The sequence below is a fragment of the Streptomyces rubellomurinus genome (genome assembly GCF_000961885.1).
Classification (GTDB): domain Bacteria; phylum Actinomycetota; class Actinomycetes; order Streptomycetales; family Streptomycetaceae; genus Kitasatospora; species Kitasatospora rubellomurina.
Genome location: NZ_JZKH01000001.1, coordinates 29,503 through 49,546, shown reverse-complemented (window position 1 = coordinate 49,546; position 20,044 = coordinate 29,503). Strand labels below are relative to the sequence as shown.

Sequence of the window (20,044 nt, the reverse complement as noted above, 5' to 3'; positions counted from 1 at the left end):
CCCGGCGCGTCAGTTGACGTACAGGACCGGGCTGCCGGCGGCGGAGGTGTCGTGGACCGGGCCGTAGGTGGCGCTGAAGTAGCCGGTGGAGAAGCACAGGCTGGGGCCGGAGACCAGGGCGAACGGCTGGCCCGAGAAGCCGATGCTGTTGCCGGTGTTGGAGGCGGTGCCGGCGATGCCGGTGCTGTTCGCGTAGTTGCAGGTCACGCTGCCCAGGAGGGTGCTGAGCACGACGGTGGTGCCCATCGTGCCGGCCGCGCCGGGGGTGAGCGCGACGGGGAAGCCGGGGCCGTCGCTGACGGTGTTGGTGAACGGCAGGTTGGTGACGGTGATGCTCCGCACGCCCATGACGCCGATGACGTTCGAGGTACAGGAGCCGAAGGTCTGGGAGTTGAGCTGTTCGACGGCGCTGCCCGGGGCGGCCGGGTTGGCCGTCACGGTGGCGGAGAAGGCGGAGGCGGCACACTTGATGCCGCTCGTCCCGGTGGCGCTGTTGTAGAAGGTCGCGTAGGTGCCGGCGGCCAGGTTGGCGGTGAGCGTGTCGCCCACCGCGACGTTCGGGCCGGTCGGGCCGCCGGTGGTGAGGACGGCGGTGGCGTCGGCCTGGGCGGGGGCGACGGCCGCGCCGGTGAGGGCGAGCGCGCCGAGCGCGGCGGTGGCGAGAGTGCGGCGGATGCGCATGAGGGTGCCTCTCTCCGTCCGGAGACGGGTGGGGGAATCCCCGCCGGCGGGTGTGGTGGTGTGCGCGACGGGGGAGGTGCGTGGCATGGCGCACCGGGAGCTGCGACGGGCCGCGGTACGGCGTGGCCGGGCACGACGGCGGGCCCGGCGCCACGGGCCCGATCGTGTGCTGTGGTGGTGCGGCCGCGGGTACGGCGGTGCGGAGGCGGGACGGTGCGGTCGCGGCGGCACCGGGAGGTGCGGAGCCGTCCGCGCCGCTGTGCGGACGCGTGGTGTGAGGGGTGCGCGTCGGCGGCTGCCACCGCCGCGCGCCGCGTCGGCCGTGCTCCCGCTCCCGGGGCGGTCGCCCGGGGTCGTCGGAGCACCTGGGGGTTGTCCGCCCTGGTGGCGACTGCTCCGCCACCGGTTGGAAACCTGCCAGTGTTGTAAACCCGGCGTTCCGTCAATGTCAATACAGGACACAGGAGTTGGCGATGAAAGGAAAACTCCCGAGGGCCGACGTGATCCTGCTGCCGGGCGCCCGGACCGGCCGCGATCCGGCCCGGTCGATCAAGCCCGGCCCGCGCCGGCTGCCGGCCGGGGTGATCGCCGCGACCCAGCGCGAGCGGCTGCTGGACGGGCTGGTGCGCACCGTCGCCGAACGCGGCTACCAGCACGCCACGGTGAGCGACATCTGCCGGGAGGCGGGCGTGACCAGGCCGGTCTTCTACGAGCTGTTCAGCGGCAAGGAGGACGCCTTCCTGGCCGCGCACCGGTACGGCACCGGGGTGGTGCTGCGGCGGATGGCCGCGGCCTTCGCGGCCGAATCCGACTGGTGCGCCGGCATCCGCCAGGCGCTCGGCGCGATGCTCCAACTGCTCGCCGGGACACCGGCCTTCGCCGCCATGGCGGTGGTCGAGATCGATGCGGTCGGCCCGGCCGGGCGGCGTGAGAGGGACCAACTCCTCACCCGCTTCCGGGCGTTCTTCGCCGAGGTGCCGCAACTGCCGGGCGGTGTAACGGTGGAGGAGATGGTGGACGCCGTGGTGGCCGGCGTCTACGGCGCGCTCCACCGCCGGATCGACTCCGGCCGGACTGATCAACTCAACGATCTGCTCCCGGTGTTGAGCCTGTTCTGCCTGGCGCCCTTCCTCGGCCCGGCCGAGGCGGCCCGGCGGCTGGGACTGGCGTCGGGGGGCGGGTCGCCGATCGGTGAAGATCCTTCGTGCACCCGTATTGACCCCGCCGATACCCGGCAGTAGCTTCTCGGATACTCATCGTGCGCCGACCGGACCCGCCCCGCTGCCGAGGGGCGGACGGTCCGGCCGGTGCGCGGGAACGCTGTCCGCGCCAGGTCAACGTGCCAGTGCCTGCCCATCCCATCCACTCCGAGGGAGCACACATGGCCATGTCCGAGGACGCCGCCACGGCGGCGGAGACACCCGAGACGCCGATCACGCCCAGAAGAGGCCGGGTCCGGTTCAAGCGCAGCGCCCTGATGGCCGTACCGGCCGTCGCCCTCGGCGGCGTGCTGATGACGCTCACCGCGCAGGGCGTGCTCGCCGCCCAGTTCTCCATCTCCGGCATGCCGTTCACCATCACCGCGGACAGCCTCGAAGGTGACGGCTTCGCCCAGTACGGCAGCCTGGACTCGATGATCCCGGACAGCCCCAACCAGGGGAACACCGGCGGCCAGGTGCTGGTCGCGGTGTCCGCGATCAAGTCCGCCAAGATCACCAACCTGTGCCAGAGCGTCGACCTCGGCGGCATCAACCTGGTGATCCACGCCGGTGACGGCGGCACCCCGGTCAGCGCCACCAACCTCACCACCGACTCCGACCTGCTGTCCGCCGACGCGGAGTTCACCAACATGGAGATCGGCGGCGACGCCAGCACCTACACCAAGGCCGGGCCGAGCGGGAAGGGCAACCCGGGCGTGTTCGGCCAGCAGGCCGACACCGTCAAGCTGAACCACCTCAAGCAGCACAACTACGCCAGCACCGCGGCCGGCTTCAAGTTCCCCAACCTGCGGCTGAGCTTCAGCTCGCAGGGCTGCTGAGCATGGCGGAGGCCGTAGGGGAGCCGGAGCCCGGGGCGAACGACGGTTCGGGTGGCGGGAGCGACGCGGCGGCCAGTGGGACGGCCGCCGCGACCGCGGCTCCCGCCGGCCGGGCGGGAACCGCCGTCCGCCGCGCCGACTGGCGGGGCCGGCGGCCGTTCTGGGGCGGCCTGCTGGTGCTGCTCGGCGGCTCGGAGGTGCTGTTCACCGAGAAGGCCCCGCTGCCCATCGTCCTGCACATCGGGATGCAGGGGCTGGCCGGGTACCTGGTGCCCGCGGTGATGGTGATCTGCGGCCTGCTGATCCTCTTCAACCCGGCCCAGCGGCTGTTCTACTCCATCCTCGCCGTGCTCGCCTCGCTGGGCACCTGGGTGACGTCCAACCTCGGCGGCTTCCTGCTCGGGATGCTGCTCGGGGTGGTCGGCGCCAGCCTCACCTTCGGCTGGGTGCCCGACCAGCCGCTGCGCCGCGGGCGGCAGCGCCGGTGGGACCGGCGCGAGCAGCGGCGGGCGGCCAAGGCGGCCGGGGTGTGACACCGTTCCCCGCGCGCCGGTGATGGGAGAGCACCGGCGCGCGGTACGGCGGGCCGTCACGGCGGGCTGTCGCGACGGCCCGCCGTGACGGGTCGTCAGATGGTCGCGGCGTCGATCACGAACCGGTACCGGACGTCGCCCTCCTCCAGGCGCCGGAAGGCCTCGTTGATCTGCTCGGCCCGGATCAGTTCGATGTCGGCGGTGATGCCGTGCTCGCCGCAGAAGTCCAGCATCTCCTGGGTCTGCGGCAGCCCGCCGATCTGCGAGCCGGCCAGCGAGCGGCGGGCGCTGAGCAGCGCGCCCGCGTTCAGCCGGACCGGCTCCGCCGGCGCGCCGAGCTGCACCAGGGTGCCGTCGACGCGCAGCAGCCCGAGGTACGCGGTCAGGTCCAGGTCGGCCGAGACGGTGTTGACGATCAGGTCGAAGGCGCCCGCCAGCTCGGTGAAGGTCGCCGGGTCGGAGGTGGCCCGGTAGTCGTCCGCGCCGAACCGCAGGCCGTCCTCGCGCTTGCGCAGCGACTGGCTGAGCACGGTGACCTCCGCGCCCATGGCGTGCGCCAGCTTCACGCCCAGGTGGCCGAGGCCGCCGAGGCCGACGACCGCGACCTTCGTGCCGGGGCCCGCACCCCAGTGGGCGAGCGGCGAGTACAGGGTGATGCCGGCGCACAGCAGCGGCGCGGCGGCGTCCAGCGGCAGGCTGTCGGGGATGCGCAGCGCGTAGGCCTCGTCCACCACCAGCTCGGCGGAGTAGCCGCCGTAGGTCGGCAGGCCGTCCCGGCCGGTGTTGTTGTACGTGAAGACGGTGCCGCCCTCGCCGGTGCAGTACTGCTGGAGGCCGGCGCGGCAGTTGTCGCAGGTGCGGCAGGAGTCGACGAAGCAGCCGACGCCGACCCGGTCGCCGACCTGCCAGCGCGTCACGCCCGGGCCGACCTCGCCGACCACTCCGGCGATCTCGTGGCCCGGGACCATCGGGAACGTCCCGGCGCCCCAGTCCTCGGCGACCTGGTGCAGGTCGGTGTGGCAGATGCCCGTGTACTTGATGTCGATCACGATGTCGTGCTCGCCGAGGGCGCGGCGCCGGACCGTGGTCTTCACCAGCGGGCCGTTCGGCCGCTCGGCCGCGTAGGCGGGGACGGCGCGCAGGGTGGTGTCGGCGTGCGGGGCGGTGGCGGTGGCGGCGGTGCTGTCGGGCGTCTCGTTCGTCATGGTCCCAAGACTGCGCCCGGGCCGGGGCGCCAACCAGACCAGAGATCGTCCTAGGTTCGCCCAACGTACGACTGCCGAAGGTACGCACGGCAGTGGCACCCTGGCGCACCCTCCGGCGGGCGGCCGCCCGCATACTGCTGGGCATGGACCAGCGCACCGAACTCAGCGAGTTCCTCCGTTCCCGCCGCGCCCGGCTGCGACCCGAGGACGTCGGCCTGCCCGGCACCACCACCCGGCGCCGGGTGCCCGGCCTGCGCCGCGAGGAGCTGGCCCAGCTCGCCGGGGTCAGCACCGCCTACTACACCCGGCTCGAACAGGGCCACGGCGAGAACGTCTCCGCCGCCGTCCTGGACGCCATCGCCCGGGTGCTGCGGCTCAGCCCCGCCGAACGCGAGCACCTGCTGCGGCTCACCCGGCCCGCCCGCCGCGGCGCCGGGCGCCCCGCCGCCCGCCCGCAGCGGGTGCGGCCCGCGCTCCAGCAGCTCCTGGACGCGATGGAGGGCGTGCCCGCGTACGTGCTCGGCCGCCGGATGGACGTCATCGCCTGGAACCGGCTCGGCGCCGCCCTGCTCGGCGACCTCGGCGCGCTGCCGCCCGAGCGGCGCAACATGGCCTGGCTGGTGTTCCTCGACCCGGCCTCCCGCGACCTTTACCTCGACTGGGAGGGCAAGGCCACCGACGTCGTCGGCAGCCTGCGGCTGGACGCCGGACGCGACCCGGACGACCCCCGGCTCGCCTCGCTGATCGGCGAACTCTCCCTCAAGAGCGCCGACTTCCGCCGACTGTGGGCCGCGCACGGCATCCAGGACAAGGGCCACGGCGGCAAGGAGCTGCACCACCCGGTGGTCGGCCGGCTCAGCCTGCGGTACGAGACGTTCACGCCGACCGTGGAGGCCGACCAGCAGCTGGTCACCTACCACGCCGAGCCCGGCACCGCCTCCGCCGAGTCGCTGCGGCTGCTGGCCAGTTGGGCGGCGAGCGAGGTGCGGCCGGAGCCGGCGCCGGAGCCGTCGCCCGAGCCGGAGTCGGCTGCCGGACGGTAGCCGAGCGGTAGCCGGCGCGGCCAGCCGGCGTCCGGGCGGCGACGGAGGGCCGATGGTCCCGGGTGCGTGCGGGGCCATCGACCCTTCTCGCCTGCGGCGGCAGGCAGTTGACTGGGCGGGACATGGACACCAGCGACACGCTCGAGTACGACCGCCTGATCGCCCGCCACCACGCGATGCGACTGCGGCGTCAACTCCTCGGCCCGACACCGCAGTCCGGGCCGACACCGGCGCCCTCGGACTACCCCGGCGGCGCCGACCAGCGGCTGATCCGGCGCGACCTGCCGCTGGTCGCCCCGCTCGCCGCCCTGATCGACCACCTCTACGCCGAGATGTTCCGCCGCCGCCCGTACCTGCGGCCGCTGTTCCCCGCCTCGATGGAGTTCCAACAGGCCCACCTGGAAAGGGCCTTCCAGCACCTCATCGACCACCTCGACCGGCCCGCCGAACTCGACCGGCGGCTGCGCCGGCTCGGCCGCGACCACCGGAAGCTGGGCGTCCGGCCGGTGCACTACGAGGCCTTCGAGGAGGCCCTGTGCGCGGCGATCCGGCACCGGGCGGGCGCGCGGTGGAGCGAGGAGCTGGAGGCCGCCTGGGTGCGGATGATCCGCTTCGCCGTCACCGCGATGGTGGCCGGCGCCGACTCCGCGCTCACCGAACCCCCGTACTGGCACGCGGTGGTGACCGGCCACGAGCGGCGCCGGCCCGACCTCGCCGTGCTGCGGGTGCGCACCGGCGAGCCGTACCCGTACCGGGCCGGGCAGTACGGCACCGTCGAGCACCCGCTGCTCCCGCACACCTGGCGGCAGTACTCGATGGGCTGCGCCCCGCGCGGCGACAACGAGGTGGAGTTCCACGTCCGCCGCACCGGCCCCGGCGGGGTCAGCGCCGCCCTGGTCGAGCACACCGTCGTGGGCGAGCGACTGCGGCTCGGCCCGCCGCGCGGCAGCCTGCTGCCCGACGAGGACACCCGGGACCTGCTGCTGGTCGCGGGCGGCACCGGCCTGGCCCCGATGAAGGCGATCGTCGAGCAGCAGGCCGCGCACCGCCCGCCCGGCCGCCGGGTAGACCTGTTCGTCGGCGCGCGCGACCGCGGCGACCTGTACGACTGGTCGGCGATCGCCGAACTCGGCCTGCACAAGCCGTGGTTGACGATCGCCCCGGTGACCGCCGGACAGCTCGCCGAGGCGGTCGCCCGGGCCGGCGACTGGCGCCGGCACCTGGCCTGCGTCAGCGGGCCGGCCGGCATGGTCGCCGCCGTCCGCACCGGGCTGCTGGCCGCCGGGATGCCGCCCGCGCAGGTGCGGTACGACCAGCAGCTGCGCGGATGAGCGGGGCTCAGCGGTAGCAGTACGAGTCCGAGGAGGCGTCGCCGCCCGCCAGGTGGGTCTGGTGCACCCGCAGGCCCCGGAAGTCGGCGCCGTGCGGGAAGAAGCGCCGGTCGACGACCAGGCCGCCGGCCTGCGGGTCGGCGTCCAGCTTGACCATCCAGGGCTCGATGCCGTCCGGGTAGAACTGGTCGTCCCAGGAGCCGTACAGGGAGTTCGTCAGGTAGAGCCGCCGGCCGTCCCGGCTGATCTCCACCATCTGCGGCGCCCCGCTCAGCGGCCGGTCCGGCTCGGCCGGGTGCGGGGTGCGGTCGACCACCCCGCCCAGGCGGACGGAGGCGGTGCGGCGCGGGTGGAACGGGTCCGACACGTCGAACTGGAACAGCTCGCCGGTGCCCCACGCCGAGACGTACAGCCAGCGGTCGTCCACCGACAGGTTGATGTCGGTGACCAGCGGCGGCACCGCGCCGAACGGCCGCAGCGCGGGCGGCAGGTCCTCGGCCTTGGCCGGCTCCGCCGGGATCTCGATCACCTTGCGCGCCGTGAACGCCGCTCCGTCCCGGTACCAGAGCCACACCGAGGCGGACAGGTCCTCGACGTTCGTCACCACGCCGACGAAGCCCCACTCCGCGTGCGGGTCGTGCGCCGGGCGCAGCTCCAGCACCATCTGGTACTGGTCGCCCAGGTCCACCCGCTGCAGGTGGCGGCCGGTCTGCAGCTCCCAGAAGTGCAGCGCGTGCCCGTACTTGCGGCCCAGCAGCTGCTCCGGCAGCACCCCGTCCTCGACCATCCACGGCGTGCCCCACTCGCTGGTGACGCCGACGCCCGTCCCCAGGTGCCACCACACGTCGTACGCGAAGTTCTGCGACCCGCGCTCCGTCTCCCACGGGCGCAGCACCTCGAAGGTGGTGTGGTCCAGCAGCGCCACCCCGCCCGGCCCGTCGTCGCCGCTGGCGCTGCCCAGGCAGGACAGGAACACGCCGTCCGGCCCGCAGTGCAGGGTGTGCGGGCGCGAGTAGCCGGCTCTGGCGGCCAGCTCGGCCGCCTCCACGGTCTTCACCAGCCGGGGGCGGACCGGGTCGGGGCGGGTGTCCATCACGTGCAGCCGCGAGGAGCGCAGCCCGGGCAGCAGCAGGTAGCGCCGCTCCGGGTTCTCGTGGCAGGCGTGGGCGAGGGCGCTGGAGCAGGCGTTCCAGCCGAAGTGGTGCAACTCGTCTCCCAGCGTGGGCAGTTCGGCGAAGTTCAGGACCGTCCCGTAGCTCTCGGACGCCGGATCGGTGTCGACCGTGAGCAGCGCGTCCGGCCGCCGGCCCGACCGGTCGAAGCCGGCGACGTACGCCAGCTCCTCCGGTGGCGCGGCCATCGCCTCGGCGGCGGACCGGTACAGCGACGGATCGGTGTGCCCCTGCGGCATGCGAACTCCCCAACTCGCCCGTTGTGTGCCGGAAGCGTTCCACAGGACCACCGGCGCACTGCAGGCGCACGCGGGGCGGTGGGGAGGTGCGGCGGAGGCACCGGCGGGTCGCACGGCCCGAACGCCCCGCGGGCACCGCCGCGCGCGGCCCGGCTACCGGCCGGTATGGTCGGGGGCGGAACGGTGGTACCTGCCGTGGGGCAGGCGGAACAGAGGACAGGTGCGGCGGGCGATGGAGTTTCGCGAAGACATCCTGGGTGCCCCCTACGAGGCGGCCGAACTGACGCTGCGGCCCGACGACGAGGGCGCCGTCTGCGCCACCCTCGTCCGGCGGCTCGTCCCCGGCGCCCAGCGGGCCGTGCTCTACATCCACGGCTACAACGACTACTTCTTCCAGACCAACCTCGCCGACCACTACACCGCGCTCGGCTTCTCCTTCTACGCCCTCGACCTGCGCAAGTACGGCCGCTCGCTGCGCCCGCACCAGTCGCCGAACTTCGTCCGCGACCTCGCCGAGTACGACGAGGAGATCGACGAGGCGGTGCGCGTCATCCGCGAGGTCGACGGCCACACCCGGCTGCTCGTCAACGGGCACTCCACCGGCGGGCTGGTCGCCGCGCTGTGGGCCGGGAAGCGCGCGGGGCGCGGGCTCGTCGACGGGCTGTTCCTCAACAGCCCCTTCCTGTCCATGCCGGCCGGCGAGGCCGTGCGCACCTTCGGCGGCCCGGTGGTCACGGCGGTCGGCCGGCTCGCCCCCACCCGGGTGCTGCCCACCGGGCTCAACCCGCACTACACCCACAGCCTGCACAAGGACCACCACGGCGAGTGGGAGTTCGACCTCACCCTCAAGCGCCCCGAGGGCTTCCCGCTGTTCGCCGGCTGGCTCGCCGCCATCCACCAGGGCCACCGGCGGCTGCGGCACGGGCTCGGCATCGACGTGCCGGTGCTGCTGATGGCCTCCACCCGCTCCATCTCCACCACCAAGTGGCACAGCGCCCTGCACCACGCCGACGCCGTGCTGCGCGCCGACGACATCGCCGCCGAGGGCCCGCGGCTCGGCCGGCACGTCACCGTCGTCCGGATCGAGGGCGGCATGCACGACCTGGTCCTCTCCGGCGAGGCCGCCCGCGCCCGCACCTTCGCCGAGCTCGACCGCTGGCTCGCCGCGTACCTGGACGTCGAGACCGCGGCGGCGGGGGAGCGCGCGTGAGTGACGCGCCCGAGCCCGAGCCGGTGCCGGTCGGGCGGCAGACCGACCTCGGCTTCGCCAAGCTCATGCCGGACATCGACCGGGACGGCGGCTGGCTGCTCACCCTCGACGGCACGCCGCAGTCGTACGTCGACCTCGCCGACCCGACGCACCTGGAGTTCGAGTACACCCGGCGGCTCGGCCACCTCGCCGACGCCCTCGCCCCCGCCGGGCAGCCGCTGGACGTCCTCCACCTCGGCGGCGGCGCCCTCACCCTGCCCCGGTACGTCGCGGCCACCCGGCCCGGCTCGCGCCAGCGCGTGGTGGAGGTCGACGGGCCGCTGCTCGAACTCGTCGCCGAGCGGCTGCCGTGGCAGCGGGAAGGGGCGGACGTCGCCGCGGACATCACCGCGGAGGTCGGGGACGCGCGGGCAGCGCTGGCGGCGGTGCCGGCGGGCTCGCAGGACCTGGTGATCGCGGACGTCTTCCACGGCTCCCGCACGCCGGCCCATCTCACCTCGGTGGAGTTCCTGCGCCTGGCGGCGGCCGCACTGCGGCCCGGCGGCTGCTACGCCGCCAACCTGGCGGACGGCCCGCCGCTCGCCTTCGCCCGCGCCCAGGCGGCGACGGTCCGGGCGGTGTTCCCGCACGTCTGCCTGGTCGCCGAGGCCCCGGTGCTGAGGGGCCGCCGCTACGGCAACATCCTGCTCGCCGGCTCCACCGCGCCCCTGCCGACCGCGGACCTGGCCCGCCTCCTGGCCGGCGACATCTTCCCGGCCCGGCTCACGGACGGCGACGACCTGGCCGCCCTGATCGGCCGCACCCCACCGGTCACGGATGCCGACGCCACCGATTCCCCACCCCCACCGGACGGCGCCTTCAGCGTCGGCTGACCCGCGCCAAGGACCAGGAAGTCGGCCGGGCCGACTTCCTGTGCGGGGGCCGGGTGGCCGGGGCGGCGCGTCGGGGGTGGGGTGGGTGGGGGGTGGGTGCCAGAATCGGCGGGTTCGGGGCGCGGCGCGAAGGAGTGGGCGATGAGCGGGGTCGAGCGGCCGGAGTTGGGGCCGGTGCCGGAGACGGCGCTGTGGACGCTGTGGCACCGGGCGTTGGAGGCGCGGCGCCCGGACGGTGTGCTGGTGGACCCGAAGGCCGTCGAGCTGGTCGACCGGATCGACTTCCCGTTCGCCGAGCGCTTCGGGAGCGGGGAGCTGGTCGGCCAGCTGCAGGGGCTGCGGGCGGCCTGCTTCGACCGGGAGGTGGCCGACTTCCTGGCCCGCTGCCCGCGCGGCACCGTCGTCAACCTCGGCGACGGGCTGGAGACGCAGGCCTGGCGGGTGGACAACGGCCGGGCGCGCTGGCTGTCGGTGGACCTGCCGGAGGCGGCCGCGCTGCGCCGGCGCCTGCTGCCGCCGGACGAGCGGCGCCGGATCCTCGACTGCTCGGCCACCGACCCGCGCTGGATGGACGAGGTGGACCCGGCGGACGGCGTGCTGATCACCGCCGAGGGCCTGCTGATGTACCTGCGGCCGTCCGAGGCCCGCGCGCTGATCGGGGCGTGCGCCGAGCGCTTCCCGGGCGGGGCGATGGTGCTGGACACGGTGCCGCGCTGGTTCAGCAGGCGGGCCGTCCAGGGGAAGCTGCGGGACCGGCACTACCTGGCGCCGCCGATGCCGTTCGGCATGGACGCGGACCAGCGCGGCCAGCTCGCCACCGCCCACCCGGCCGTCACGGAGGTGCGCGAGGTGTACCCGGAGGGCGGGCGGGGCCTGGTGCGCGCCCTGCTGCCGTTCGCGCGCCGGGTCAAGCAGCGCCCGTCCGTGGTCGCACTGGGTTTTGCCGAATCTTGAGAAAACGCCGGTCGAGCTGGAACCATGGCACCGGAGCGTTCGTCGTAACGACGGGTAATCGGCCAGGGGGACGGGCCGACCCGGCACGTTAGGCTGCGCTGAGGGGGGAGCGGCCGAGGTGCCGCCATCGGACGACCGCCGGGACCGGCGAGCTGCGCGGCCGCGTGCCGCCGCCGGTCCCGACCTGCCACGGAGGTATCTGGCCTTGCACATCGACGCCTGGATCGAGAGCGTCCCACCGACCGCGGTGTACGCCCTGATCGGTCTGATCATCGGGCTGGAGTCGCTGGGCATTCCGCTTCCCGGCGAGATCGCCCTGGTCACGGCGTCGCTGATGGCCGTCAAGGGCGTGGTGAGCCCGTGGGGGGTCGCCGCGTGCGCGATCGCGGGCGCGATCATCGGCGACTCGATCGGGTACTCGATCGGCCGCAAGGGCGGCAAACCGCTCTTCGAGAAGCTGGGACGGAAGTTCCCCAAGCACTTCGGCCCCTCGCACCTGGCCACCGCCGAGCGCTCCTTCCAGAAGTGGGGCATGTGGGCGGTCTTCTTCGGCCGGTTCATCGCCCTGCTGCGCATCTTCGCCGGGCCGCTCGCGGGCGCGCTGAAGATGCCGTACTGGAAGTTCCTGATCGCCAACGTCCTCGGCGGCGTGGTCTGGGCCGGCGGTACGACGCTGCTGGTCTACAAGGTCGGCAAGAGCATCGAGCCGTGGCTGGCCCGGTTCTCCTACGTCGGCCTGGGTGCGGCGGTCGTGGTCGGCCTGACCTCGGCGTGGGTGATGAAGCGCCGGGCGGCGAAGGCCCACGCCAAGATGGAGGCCGAGGAGGCGGCGGCCGGCCAGGCCGCGCCCGCGGAGTGACGGAGCGTAGCCGGTAGCCCGGGCCGGGCCCCCGGCGCAGTCGGGCCCCCGGAGTAGAGTCGGCGGCGTATCCGCCGATCTTGTCCCGCCGGAGGGCCCGATGTCGCCGCAGTCCGTGCCGCAGCCCGACCAGTCCACCGATCAGTCCGACCAGTCCACCGACCAGTCCACCTGGAACGCGGTGGACGCGTACTTCGCCGAGCAGCTGATCGGGCCCGACCCGGTGCTCGACGCGGCGACCGCCGCCGCCGACGCGGCCGGCCTGCCGCGGATCGCGGTCGCCCCCACCCAGGGCAAGCTGCTGCACCTGCTGGCGCTGACCCAGGGCGCCCGGCGGATCCTGGAGGTCGGCACGCTCGGCGGCTACAGCACCATCTGGCTGGGCCGGGCGCTGCCCGAGGACGGCACCCTGCTCACCCTGGAGATCGACCCGGCGCACGCCGAGGTCGCCCGGGCCAACCTCACCCACGCGGGCCTGGAGAAGATCGCCGAGGTCCGGCTCGGCCGCGCCGCCGACACCCTGGCCGAGCTGGTCGAGCAGGGCACCGAGCCCTTCGACCTGGTGTTCATCGACGCCGACAAGCCCAGCAACCCCGAGTACTTCCGCCGGGCCCTGCAGCTGACCCGGCCGGGCTCGCTGATCGTCGTCGACAACGTGGTGCGCGGCGGCCGGGTCGCCGACGCCGACAGCACCGACCCGGCGATCACCGGCACCCGCGCGCTGCACGCGCTGATCGCCGCCGAGCCGAGGGTCAGCGCGACCTCGGTGCAGACGGTCGGCAGCAAGGGCTACGACGGCTTCACGCTGGCCCGCGTGCAGGCCTGAGCCGCCCTCGACACCTGGAACCACCGAGGAACGGAGACGACGTGCGGATCGGACTGCTGGGCACCGGCCCCTGGGCGGAGCGGGTGCACGCGCCCGTCCTCGCCGCGCACCCCGGGCTGGAGTTCGCCGGGGTCTGGGGCCGCCGCCCGGAGGCCGCCGAGGCCCTGGGCGCGGCGCACGGCGTGCCGGCCCACCACGACCTCGACAAGCTGCTCGGCGAGGTCGACGCGGTCTCCATCGCCCTGCCGCCGTCCGTGCAGGCCGGCCTCGCGGTGCGGGCCGCCGAGGCGGGCTGCCACCTGCTGCTGGACAAGCCGGTGGCGCTGACCGTGCCGGACGCGCGGGCGGTGGCCGACGCCGCCCGGCGGCACGGCGTCGCCTCGGTGGTGTTCTTCACCGTGCGCTTCGGCGGGGACCAGATCCCGTGGATCGCCCGGCAGGCCGAGCTGGGCGGCTGGTTCACCGGCCGCTCGGACTGGCTCGGCTCGGTGTTCGCCCCCGGCAGCGGCAGCCCGTACGCGGCCTCGCCGTGGCGGGTGGAGAAGGGCGCGCTGTGGGACGTCGGCCCGCACGCGCTGTCCGTGCTGCTGCCGGTGCTGGGCGACGCCACGCGGGTGACGGCCGTCGCCGGGCCGCTGGACACCGTCCACCTGGTGCTGCGGCACGCCGCCGGGGCCTCCAGCACGCTCGCGCTCAGCCTCACCGCCCCCGTCGCGGGCGGCGGCACCGGCATGGAGATCCGCGGCGAGCACGGTGTCGCCCACCTTCCCGAGCGCGGCGAGGGCCCGATCGCCGCCCTGCACCGCGCGCTGTCCGCCCTGCAGTCGGCCGCCGCCACCGGCGAACCCCACGCCTGCGACGCGGAGTTCGGCCTGCGGGTGGTGGAGATCCTGGCGGGCGCCGAGCGTTCGCTGGCGTCCGGCGGTCCGGTCGAGGTCTGAGCGGCACCGGCCTCGCCGGACGGGATGTCAGCGGCACGGTCTACCGTCCTCCTCACCAACGAGTTGTGAGGAAGACCGGATGGACGACTACGCGTACATGCCCGCCCTGACCACGGCCGCGGCCGACCCGTCCGCGCAGAGCTGGTCGATCGACGGCTGGCGGATCGAGCGCGCCGTGATCCAGGGGACGTCGGAGTACGTCACGATGAACGACCCGCTGGGGCCGGAGAGCTCGGACGTTCCGATGCGTTCCGGTGGCACGCCGGTCTACCTGGTCTTCGGCGAGGACGACCCGGACGAGCCGGTGGCCGCCCTGGTGCACCCGATGGACGGCCTGCCGGTCCGGACGGAGGACTGGGGCGACGGGCTGATGACCCCGTCCGGGCTGGCCGTCCTGCACGCGCACCCCGGCAACGACCACCTGGGGCCGGCCGGCGAGATGGTCCGGCGAACCTGGGCCGTGCTGCACGCGCGCGCCGCGGAAGGCGACGACTGGATGCTGGAGAACTTCCGCGAGCAGCTCAGGAGGGTCCACATCGACCCGACCGACTGGCCGGTGGAGCCGGTCGAGGGCGACTTCACGAACAACTGGCTGTTGATCCCGGACGAGGCCGGCACCGGCACCGTGCTGGGCATCCTGGTCGACCCGGACGGCTCCAGCACGACCACGTGCCTGGACGAGGACGGCGAGCCGGTGGGGACCCTGCTCACCTTCGGCCTCTGACCCACGGTCGGCTTCCGATCAGCCGCCGTCCGGGGCCTGGGTGGTGGGGTCCGGACGGCGGTCGGTGGGGCGGGCCGGGGGGATGACGGGGGCGTGGAAGTCGCGCGGGCCGGTCCACAGGGCGGGCACGGCGTCGCTGCGCCGGGCGAGCTCGTAGGCCACCGACTCGTAGTTGACGCGCCAGCCGTTGAAGTGCCGCCAGCCGTCCTCCACCGGTCGCTCGCGGGGGAAGCCGGCGGCCGTGACCATGGCGACGGCGCCCAGGTACTCGGCGTAGCTGAGGCGGATCGGGGCGGCCGGGTCCGGGTCGGGGTCGAAGTCGATGCGCAGCGAGCGGGCGATGTCGCGCATCGCGGTGAAGCCGGCCCGGATCACCAGCCGGGCCTCGGGCGGGGCCGAGCGCGGGCACAGGGCCAGGTGGAGGGCGGCGGCGTCCATGACGGCGATCAGGCCGACCACCCAGCTGCGGTTGGGCTGGGGGGAGCGGAAGGACAGCAGCACCGGGTAGTTGGAGTGGCTCTCGCCGATGTCGGCGGCCAGCCGCTCCCAGTCGCGGTAGAGCTGGGGGAGGGCCGTGTCGGTGTCGACGAGGGACTGCCGGGCGAGCAGTTCCGGCCCCCAGGCGGGCTCGCCGGCCCGGGACTGGAGCAGGGTGACCTCGGTCTCGCGCCGCTGGTAGGCGCCGTAGAGGGTGGGCAGGTAGGCGATCTGCAGGGCGGTCACCAGCGGTCCGCTGGCGGCGGCCATGAAGTCGATCGCGGACAGCTGCAGCCGCTCGCCGCTGGCGTAGCCGAGGGTGAAGAGGCTGGATCCGGCCTCGCGGATGGCCACCGACCAGCTGAGGTCGGACGTCCCGTGGAGCAGCAGGGTGTAGGCGATCAGCATGCCGCTGAGCCACACCGTGAGCATGCCGAGCAGGACGAGCGGTGCCAGCCAGGTCAGTGCGCGGTCCTGCGCCCGGTAGGTGCCGAACGGCGCCGCGGAGAGCCGCAGGACGGTCCGCAGCACCACCCAGAGCCGGTTGACCAGCGCCGAGTAGAGCCCGCGCGGGACGACCAGCGTCCTCAGGATGCTGCCGACGACCAGCAGGAGCAGGAGCACCCCGAGCAGGGTGTGGATCAACCTCATGCCGCCATTCTGGCGGTCGACCGGGCCGGGTGCGGCACCGGCCACCGGCCCGGCCGCCCGTCGCCGGTTCGCCGGTGCCGCGGCGGCGTCAGAGCGCGAGCAGGACGGCGAGCAGCCGGTCGACCTCCTCCGGGGTGTTGTAGACGTGCAGGCTGACCCGGACCGAGCTGTCCGCCTCCCCGGCCCGGGCCTGGCAGTGCCCGTCCGCACGCACCATCAGGCCGTGGCTGGCGAGGACGAAGCCGAGGTCGTTGGAGCCGATCGCGCGGTGGCGGAAGGTGACGATGCCTTCGCGCCGCTGGACGGCGGAGTCGGCGGCGAGGCTGAGCTGGCAGCCGAGGACCTGGTACGACGCGGACCGGCGCAGCCCGTCGGTGAGCCGGGCGGCGAGTGCGGTGTTCCAGCGGCGGATGCGGTCCGTCCCGGCGGCGTCGAGCCAGTCGAGGGCGGCCTCCAGGCCGGCGATCCCGCAGGTGTTGGGGGTGCCCGCCCAGCCGCCGGGCCGGAACCGCGGGCCCCGGGTGTTGCGGGCCCAGACCGCGCCGGTGCCGGGCAGGGCCATCGCCTTGTGCCCGGAGAAGACCACGAAGTCGACGTCGAGGGCGCCGACGTCCACCGGCAGGTGGCCGACGCTCTGCGCCGCGTCCAGGCAGATCGGCACGTCCGGGCCGACCGCGGCGCGGATGCGGTGGACGTTCATGTCGGCGCCGTACACGTGGTGCACGTGGGTGGCGGCGACGAACGCGGTGCGCGGGGTGACGAGGCGGGCCAGCGCGGCCGGGTCGTAGTCGTGCGAGGCCGGGTCGTAGGGCAGTTCGCGCACGGTGACGTGCACGCCGCGGTCCGCGAGCAGGTCGCGGGCCTCCAGCCAGGGCAGCAGGTTCGCCTGGTGGTCGGCGAACGGGACGACGATCTCGTCGCCGTCCCGCAGGTGCCCGGGCAGCCAGTCCCGGGCCACCGTGCGCAGGCCCTCGGTGGCGCCGCTGGTGAAGTGGACGCCGGAGTGCTCCAGCGGCGCCGGGTCGCCGAGGAACCGGGCGACCCGGGCGCGGGTGCGCTCGACCAGGGCGGTGGTGGCGTTGGCCCAGGTGTACGTCCCGCGCCCGGCGTTGGCGTTGGCGGTGGTCAGGTAGCGCAGGACGGCGTCGAGTACGGCCTGCGGCTTCTGCGAGGTGGCCGCGCTGTCCAGGTAGGCCTGGCCCGGGCTGTTCGCGACGATGGGGAACTGGGCCCGCAACTCCCGGTGCCAGGGGAGGAGTTCGTTGAGCTCGCCGCAGTCTTCGAGGGTGGTGGCCATGGTTGCCTCCGCTCAGTCCCGGACCAGGGGCGCGCCGGCGTCGCGCCAACCGATGATGCCGCCGGCGAGGCTGCGCGCGTCCCGGTGGCCCATCCGGGTGAGCAGCGCCGCGTACCGTTCGGACTTCTCGCCGACCGGGCAGGCCAGCAGGACGGGCTGCCGGGGGCCGAACGGCAGGCCGCCGTGCAGGAGTTCGTCGAAGAGCTCGTCGACGATGTTGATCGAGCCCTCGATGTGCAGGGCCGCGTAGGCGAAGGGGCCGCGCAGGTCGACGACCAGCGGGCGCTCCTCGGCGATCCACTTGCGGGCGGCGTCGACGTCCACGGACCTGGCGGCGGCCAGGTCGGCCGGGGTGAGCGAGCCGAGGGAGTTGGGGCGGGCGGGCTGGTTGAACAGCTCGGGCCGGCGCTGGCGGAGGTAGCCGAGGTAGCTCTCCACCCGGTCGCAGACGATGAAGACGGCGGTCCTGCGGTCGGCGGAGTCGGCCAGCCCGGCGTCCACGGTGCGCAGGTGGCGCAGCGCGCCGTGGAAGGCGCCGCCGCCGGTGGGGCCGGCGAGCAGGCCGCAGCGGCGGATCAGGGTGAGCATGCCGTCGATGGCCTGGTCGGCGGTCACCGATTGGAGGGTGTCGTAGGTGCCGGGGTCGAACAGGCCGACCTCGTGGACCTCGTCGATGGTGCGGATGCCGGGGATGAAGTCGGACTTGTCGGCGACCAGGCCGACCACCTCGACGGCCGGGTCGTGGGCGCGCAGCACCGCGGCCACGCCGGTGGAGGAGCCGGCGGTGCCGACGCAGGCGATGAAGTGGTCGGGGGCGCGGCCGTCGAGGTCGCGGACGATCTCCGGCCCGGTGCCGGTGACGTGCGCCTCGACGTTGAGCGGGCTGAAGTACTGGTCGGTGTGCAGGTAGCCGGAGTCCGCCGCGGAGAGCATCCGGTGGATGCGGGTGAGCGGGTCGTCGGTGTCGGTCGGGTCCAGGCACTCGGTGCGGCCGGGCAGTTCCTCGATCTCGGCGCCGAGCAGCAGGAGCAGGTCCTTGACCTCGGGGACCTTCATCCGGTTGGTGACGCTCTTGAACGGCAGTCCGTGCATGCCGGCGATCAGGGCGAGGGCCTTGGCGGTGTTGCCGCTGGAGAGCTCGACGACGGTGTCGCCGCGTTCGACGGCGGCGGGCAGCGCGTCGCGGGTCATGTTCCAGGCGGCGCGGTCCTTGACCGAGCCGAACGGGTTGAGCAGTTCCAGCTTGGCGTACAGGTCGATGTGCCGCAGGCCGGTCACCGCCGGGTCGATCCGGACCAGCGGGGTGTCGCCGATCGCGTCCGTGATGCTGTCGTACCTCATGCCTGTCGCTCCCCCTGTGGTTCGGCGGTCCCCGTCCCGTCGACGGGCCAGTACTGCTCGTCGAGGCGCCAGTGCCAGGCGCCGTCCTGGCGGAAGGCGGCGACCTTGCGGGCGGCGGGCTGCTGGATGGCCCGGCCGGCGGTGAAGTCCATGAGGTAGCCGGCGGTGTTGGCGAAGGCGAGCAGGTCGCCGGGGGCGGGGAGGCGGGGCAGGAAGACCTTCCGGCGGGTGATCAGGTCGGACTCCAGGCAGAGGTTGCCGAGCAGGTAGGCGCCGACCGGCTCTCCCGGCGGGGTGGAGGGGGCGCCGGGCCGGGGGAGGAGCACCGGGTCCATCAGCACCCCGTGCTCCTCCAGGCCGACGTCCCGGGCGTTCATCCCCAGCCGCAGCAGGACGTCGCCGTCCGGGGTGGGCCGGACCTCCAGGACGCGGGCGAGCGTCGCCCCGCACTGGTCGACCAGCGCCCGGCCGGGTTCCACGGCCAGGTCGTACAGGTTCTCCAGCAGCAGGGTGGCGAGCGGGCGCCCGAGCGAGGGCGCCCGGGTGGACAGCAGCGCGTCCAGGTACGTCTCGGCGGCCGTGGCGCGGTGCGCCGGGTACAGGGTGAGCGCGCCGCGCAGGGTGCCGTGCTCGCCGCGCAGCCCGTAGCCGTGCCCGTGCCAGGTGAGCGGGGGCCGGTTGCCGAGGACGGCGTTGGTGAGCTCGGTGGTGTAGCGCTCCCACTGGGCGGCGTGGGCCAGGTAGTTGACGCCGAAGCCGCCGCCGATGTCGATGGTGCGGGGCCGCAGGCCGCGGCGGTGGCACGCGTTCATCGCCCGGATGCAGCCCTCCAGGGCGACGGCCTTCTCGGGGATGCCGGTGGTGTCCAGGTGGTAGGCGAGGCCGGTGAGGTCGACGGCGTCCCGGTGGCGTTCGACGGCGTCGAGCAGGTCGTCGAGTCCGGCGGCCGCGGTGCCGAAGCGGCTGGGGCGGCTCAGCACCCTGGCGCCCGGCGCCTCGAAGCCCGACAGCCGGGGCATGATGCGCACCCGGGGCAGGGTGTGCTTGCGGACGAGCTCGGCGAGTTCGTCGAGTTCGGCGCGGGAGTCGAGGCTGACGGTGACGCCGGTGCGGGCGGCGAGCCACAGGAACTCGCGGTTCTTGGGGCCGGTCGCGATGATCCGCTCGGGGGTGCAGCCGGCGCCGAGGGCGTGCTGGAGTTCGGCGAGCGAGGCGACGTCCAGGCCGGCCTCGGTGGCGGCGAGGCGGCGCACGATCGCGCGGGAGCGGTTCGCCTTGTGGGCGTAGTGGATCGGGCCGCTGAGGTGGTGCTTGCGGTAGACGGCGCGGAAGCGGGCCAGGTTGTCCGCGAGCTGTTCGGGCAGGAGCACGTTGAGCGGCGACCCGAGGGCGTCGACCAGCGGGTGCAGGAAGTCGCCTGCTGCGAGGAGGGACCGGAGCCGGGGCTCCAGCCGTGGTTCGAGGAAGAGAGGTAAGGGCCGCATTGGCGAAAACAGCTCCCCGTCATCGGAAGTCGGCAGGTCGGGCGCCGGGTGCGGGACTCACCGCGCGGGGCGTCGGACACCGAGGCAAACGGTAACTGTTTTCATCTTTTCGCAACAGGACTTTCTGTCACGCGATCGCAAAGTCTGTGCCAATGTGGAGAGTTGG

19 protein-coding genes are annotated in these 20,044 nt (G+C 74.1%); 12 read left to right on the top strand and 7 right to left on the bottom strand.

Features of this window, described 5'->3' with window-relative positions; all coding sequences use genetic code 11:
- Positions 1-9 precede the first annotated feature (9 nt).
- Complete coding sequence (locus tag VM95_RS00215) at positions 10-681, bottom strand: hypothetical protein (RefSeq protein ID WP_045691857.1); 672 nt, start codon at positions 679-681, stop codon at positions 10-12.
- Positions 682-1,154: 473 nt separating this feature from the next.
- Here VM95_RS00215 and VM95_RS00210 point away from each other — a divergent pair, with 473 nt between their 5' ends.
- From VM95_RS00210 to VM95_RS00200, 3 genes are all read left to right on the top strand, one after another.
- Entirely contained in the window at positions 1,155-1,922 is a 768-nt protein-coding gene (locus VM95_RS00210) for a TetR/AcrR family transcriptional regulator (protein WP_078859479.1), read from the top strand.
- 140 nt (positions 1,923-2,062) lie between these two features.
- On the top strand, positions 2,063-2,719 hold the full coding sequence (locus VM95_RS00205; RefSeq protein WP_045691856.1) for a DUF6230 family protein: 657 nt from the start codon (positions 2,063-2,065) through the stop codon (positions 2,717-2,719).
- Positions 2,720-2,721: 2 nt separating this feature from the next.
- Positions 2,722-3,252 (top strand): DUF6114 domain-containing protein, encoded by a 531-nt coding sequence (locus tag VM95_RS00200; protein WP_279616805.1) that lies wholly within the window; start codon positions 2,722-2,724, stop codon positions 3,250-3,252.
- Positions 3,253-3,347: 95 nt separating this feature from the next.
- Here the strand turns inward: VM95_RS00200 and VM95_RS00195 are convergent, their stop codons facing one another.
- On the bottom strand, positions 3,348-4,457 hold the full coding sequence (locus VM95_RS00195) for an NAD(P)-dependent alcohol dehydrogenase (RefSeq protein WP_078859478.1): 1,110 nt from the start codon (positions 4,455-4,457) through the stop codon (positions 3,348-3,350).
- A gap of 143 nt (positions 4,458-4,600) precedes the next feature.
- Between VM95_RS00195 and VM95_RS00190 the strand changes: the two genes are divergently transcribed.
- Together VM95_RS00190 and VM95_RS00185 are read left to right on the top strand one after the other, a co-directional pair.
- Complete coding sequence (locus tag VM95_RS00190; protein WP_052707073.1) at positions 4,601-5,500, top strand: helix-turn-helix domain-containing protein; 900 nt, start codon at positions 4,601-4,603, stop codon at positions 5,498-5,500.
- Positions 5,501-5,622: 122 nt separating this feature from the next.
- Positions 5,623-6,831: a globin domain-containing protein gene (locus VM95_RS00185; RefSeq protein WP_045691855.1), complete on the top strand. Its 1,209-nt coding sequence runs from the start codon at positions 5,623-5,625 to the stop codon at positions 6,829-6,831.
- Between the two features lie 7 nt (positions 6,832-6,838).
- Here VM95_RS00185 and VM95_RS00180 read toward each other — a convergent pair whose 3' ends face one another.
- The gene (locus VM95_RS00180; RefSeq protein WP_045691854.1) at positions 6,839-8,242 is read right to left on the bottom strand and encodes a selenium-binding protein SBP56-related protein; all 1,404 of its coding nucleotides are present in this window, start codon (positions 8,240-8,242) and stop codon (positions 6,839-6,841) included.
- Positions 8,243-8,474: 232 nt separating this feature from the next.
- Here VM95_RS00180 and VM95_RS00175 point away from each other — a divergent pair, with 232 nt between their 5' ends.
- The 7 genes from VM95_RS00175 (at position 8,475) to VM95_RS00145 (ending at position 14,628) form a co-directional block, all read left to right on the top strand.
- On the top strand, positions 8,475-9,452 hold the full coding sequence (locus tag VM95_RS00175; protein ID WP_052707056.1) for an alpha/beta hydrolase: 978 nt from the start codon (positions 8,475-8,477) through the stop codon (positions 9,450-9,452).
- A gap of 65 nt (positions 9,453-9,517) precedes the next feature.
- The gene (locus VM95_RS00170; RefSeq protein WP_045692021.1) at positions 9,518-10,324 is read left to right on the top strand and encodes a spermidine synthase; all 807 of its coding nucleotides are present in this window, start codon (positions 9,518-9,520) and stop codon (positions 10,322-10,324) included.
- 141 nt (positions 10,325-10,465) lie between these two features.
- Positions 10,466-11,278 (top strand): class I SAM-dependent methyltransferase, encoded by an 813-nt coding sequence (locus VM95_RS00165; protein ID WP_045691853.1) that lies wholly within the window; start codon positions 10,466-10,468, stop codon positions 11,276-11,278.
- 205 nt (positions 11,279-11,483) lie between these two features.
- Positions 11,484-12,137 (top strand): DedA family protein, encoded by a 654-nt coding sequence (locus tag VM95_RS00160; RefSeq protein WP_045691852.1) that lies wholly within the window; start codon positions 11,484-11,486, stop codon positions 12,135-12,137.
- Between the two features lie 100 nt (positions 12,138-12,237).
- Entirely contained in the window at positions 12,238-12,963 is a 726-nt protein-coding gene (locus VM95_RS00155) for an O-methyltransferase (RefSeq protein WP_078859477.1), read from the top strand.
- Between the two features lie 41 nt (positions 12,964-13,004).
- A complete protein-coding gene (locus VM95_RS00150; protein ID WP_045691851.1) occupies positions 13,005-13,904 on the top strand; it encodes a Gfo/Idh/MocA family protein in 900 nt (299 codons plus the stop codon).
- Between the two features lie 79 nt (positions 13,905-13,983).
- Complete coding sequence (locus tag VM95_RS00145) at positions 13,984-14,628, top strand: hypothetical protein (RefSeq protein ID WP_045691850.1); 645 nt, start codon at positions 13,984-13,986, stop codon at positions 14,626-14,628.
- Between the two features lie 18 nt (positions 14,629-14,646).
- Here VM95_RS00145 and VM95_RS00140 read toward each other — a convergent pair whose 3' ends face one another.
- From VM95_RS00140 to VM95_RS00125, 4 genes are all read right to left on the bottom strand, one after another.
- Positions 14,647-15,756: a hypothetical protein gene (locus VM95_RS00140; protein ID WP_045691849.1), complete on the bottom strand. Its 1,110-nt coding sequence runs from the start codon at positions 15,754-15,756 to the stop codon at positions 14,647-14,649.
- Positions 15,757-15,844: 88 nt separating this feature from the next.
- Positions 15,845-17,053, bottom strand: a complete 1,209-nt coding sequence (locus VM95_RS00135; RefSeq protein ID WP_045691848.1) for an aminotransferase class V-fold PLP-dependent enzyme — start codon at positions 17,051-17,053, stop codon at positions 15,845-15,847.
- 12 nt (positions 17,054-17,065) lie between these two features.
- A complete protein-coding gene (locus VM95_RS00130; protein ID WP_045691847.1) occupies positions 17,066-18,394 on the bottom strand; it encodes a pyridoxal-phosphate dependent enzyme in 1,329 nt (442 codons plus the stop codon).
- Positions 18,391-19,878, bottom strand: a complete 1,488-nt coding sequence (locus tag VM95_RS00125; RefSeq protein ID WP_045691846.1) for a Y4yA family PLP-dependent enzyme — start codon at positions 19,876-19,878, stop codon at positions 18,391-18,393. The genes VM95_RS00130 and VM95_RS00125 overlap by 4 nt, the downstream gene beginning before the upstream one ends.
- Between the last annotated feature and the right edge of the window lie 166 nt (positions 19,879-20,044).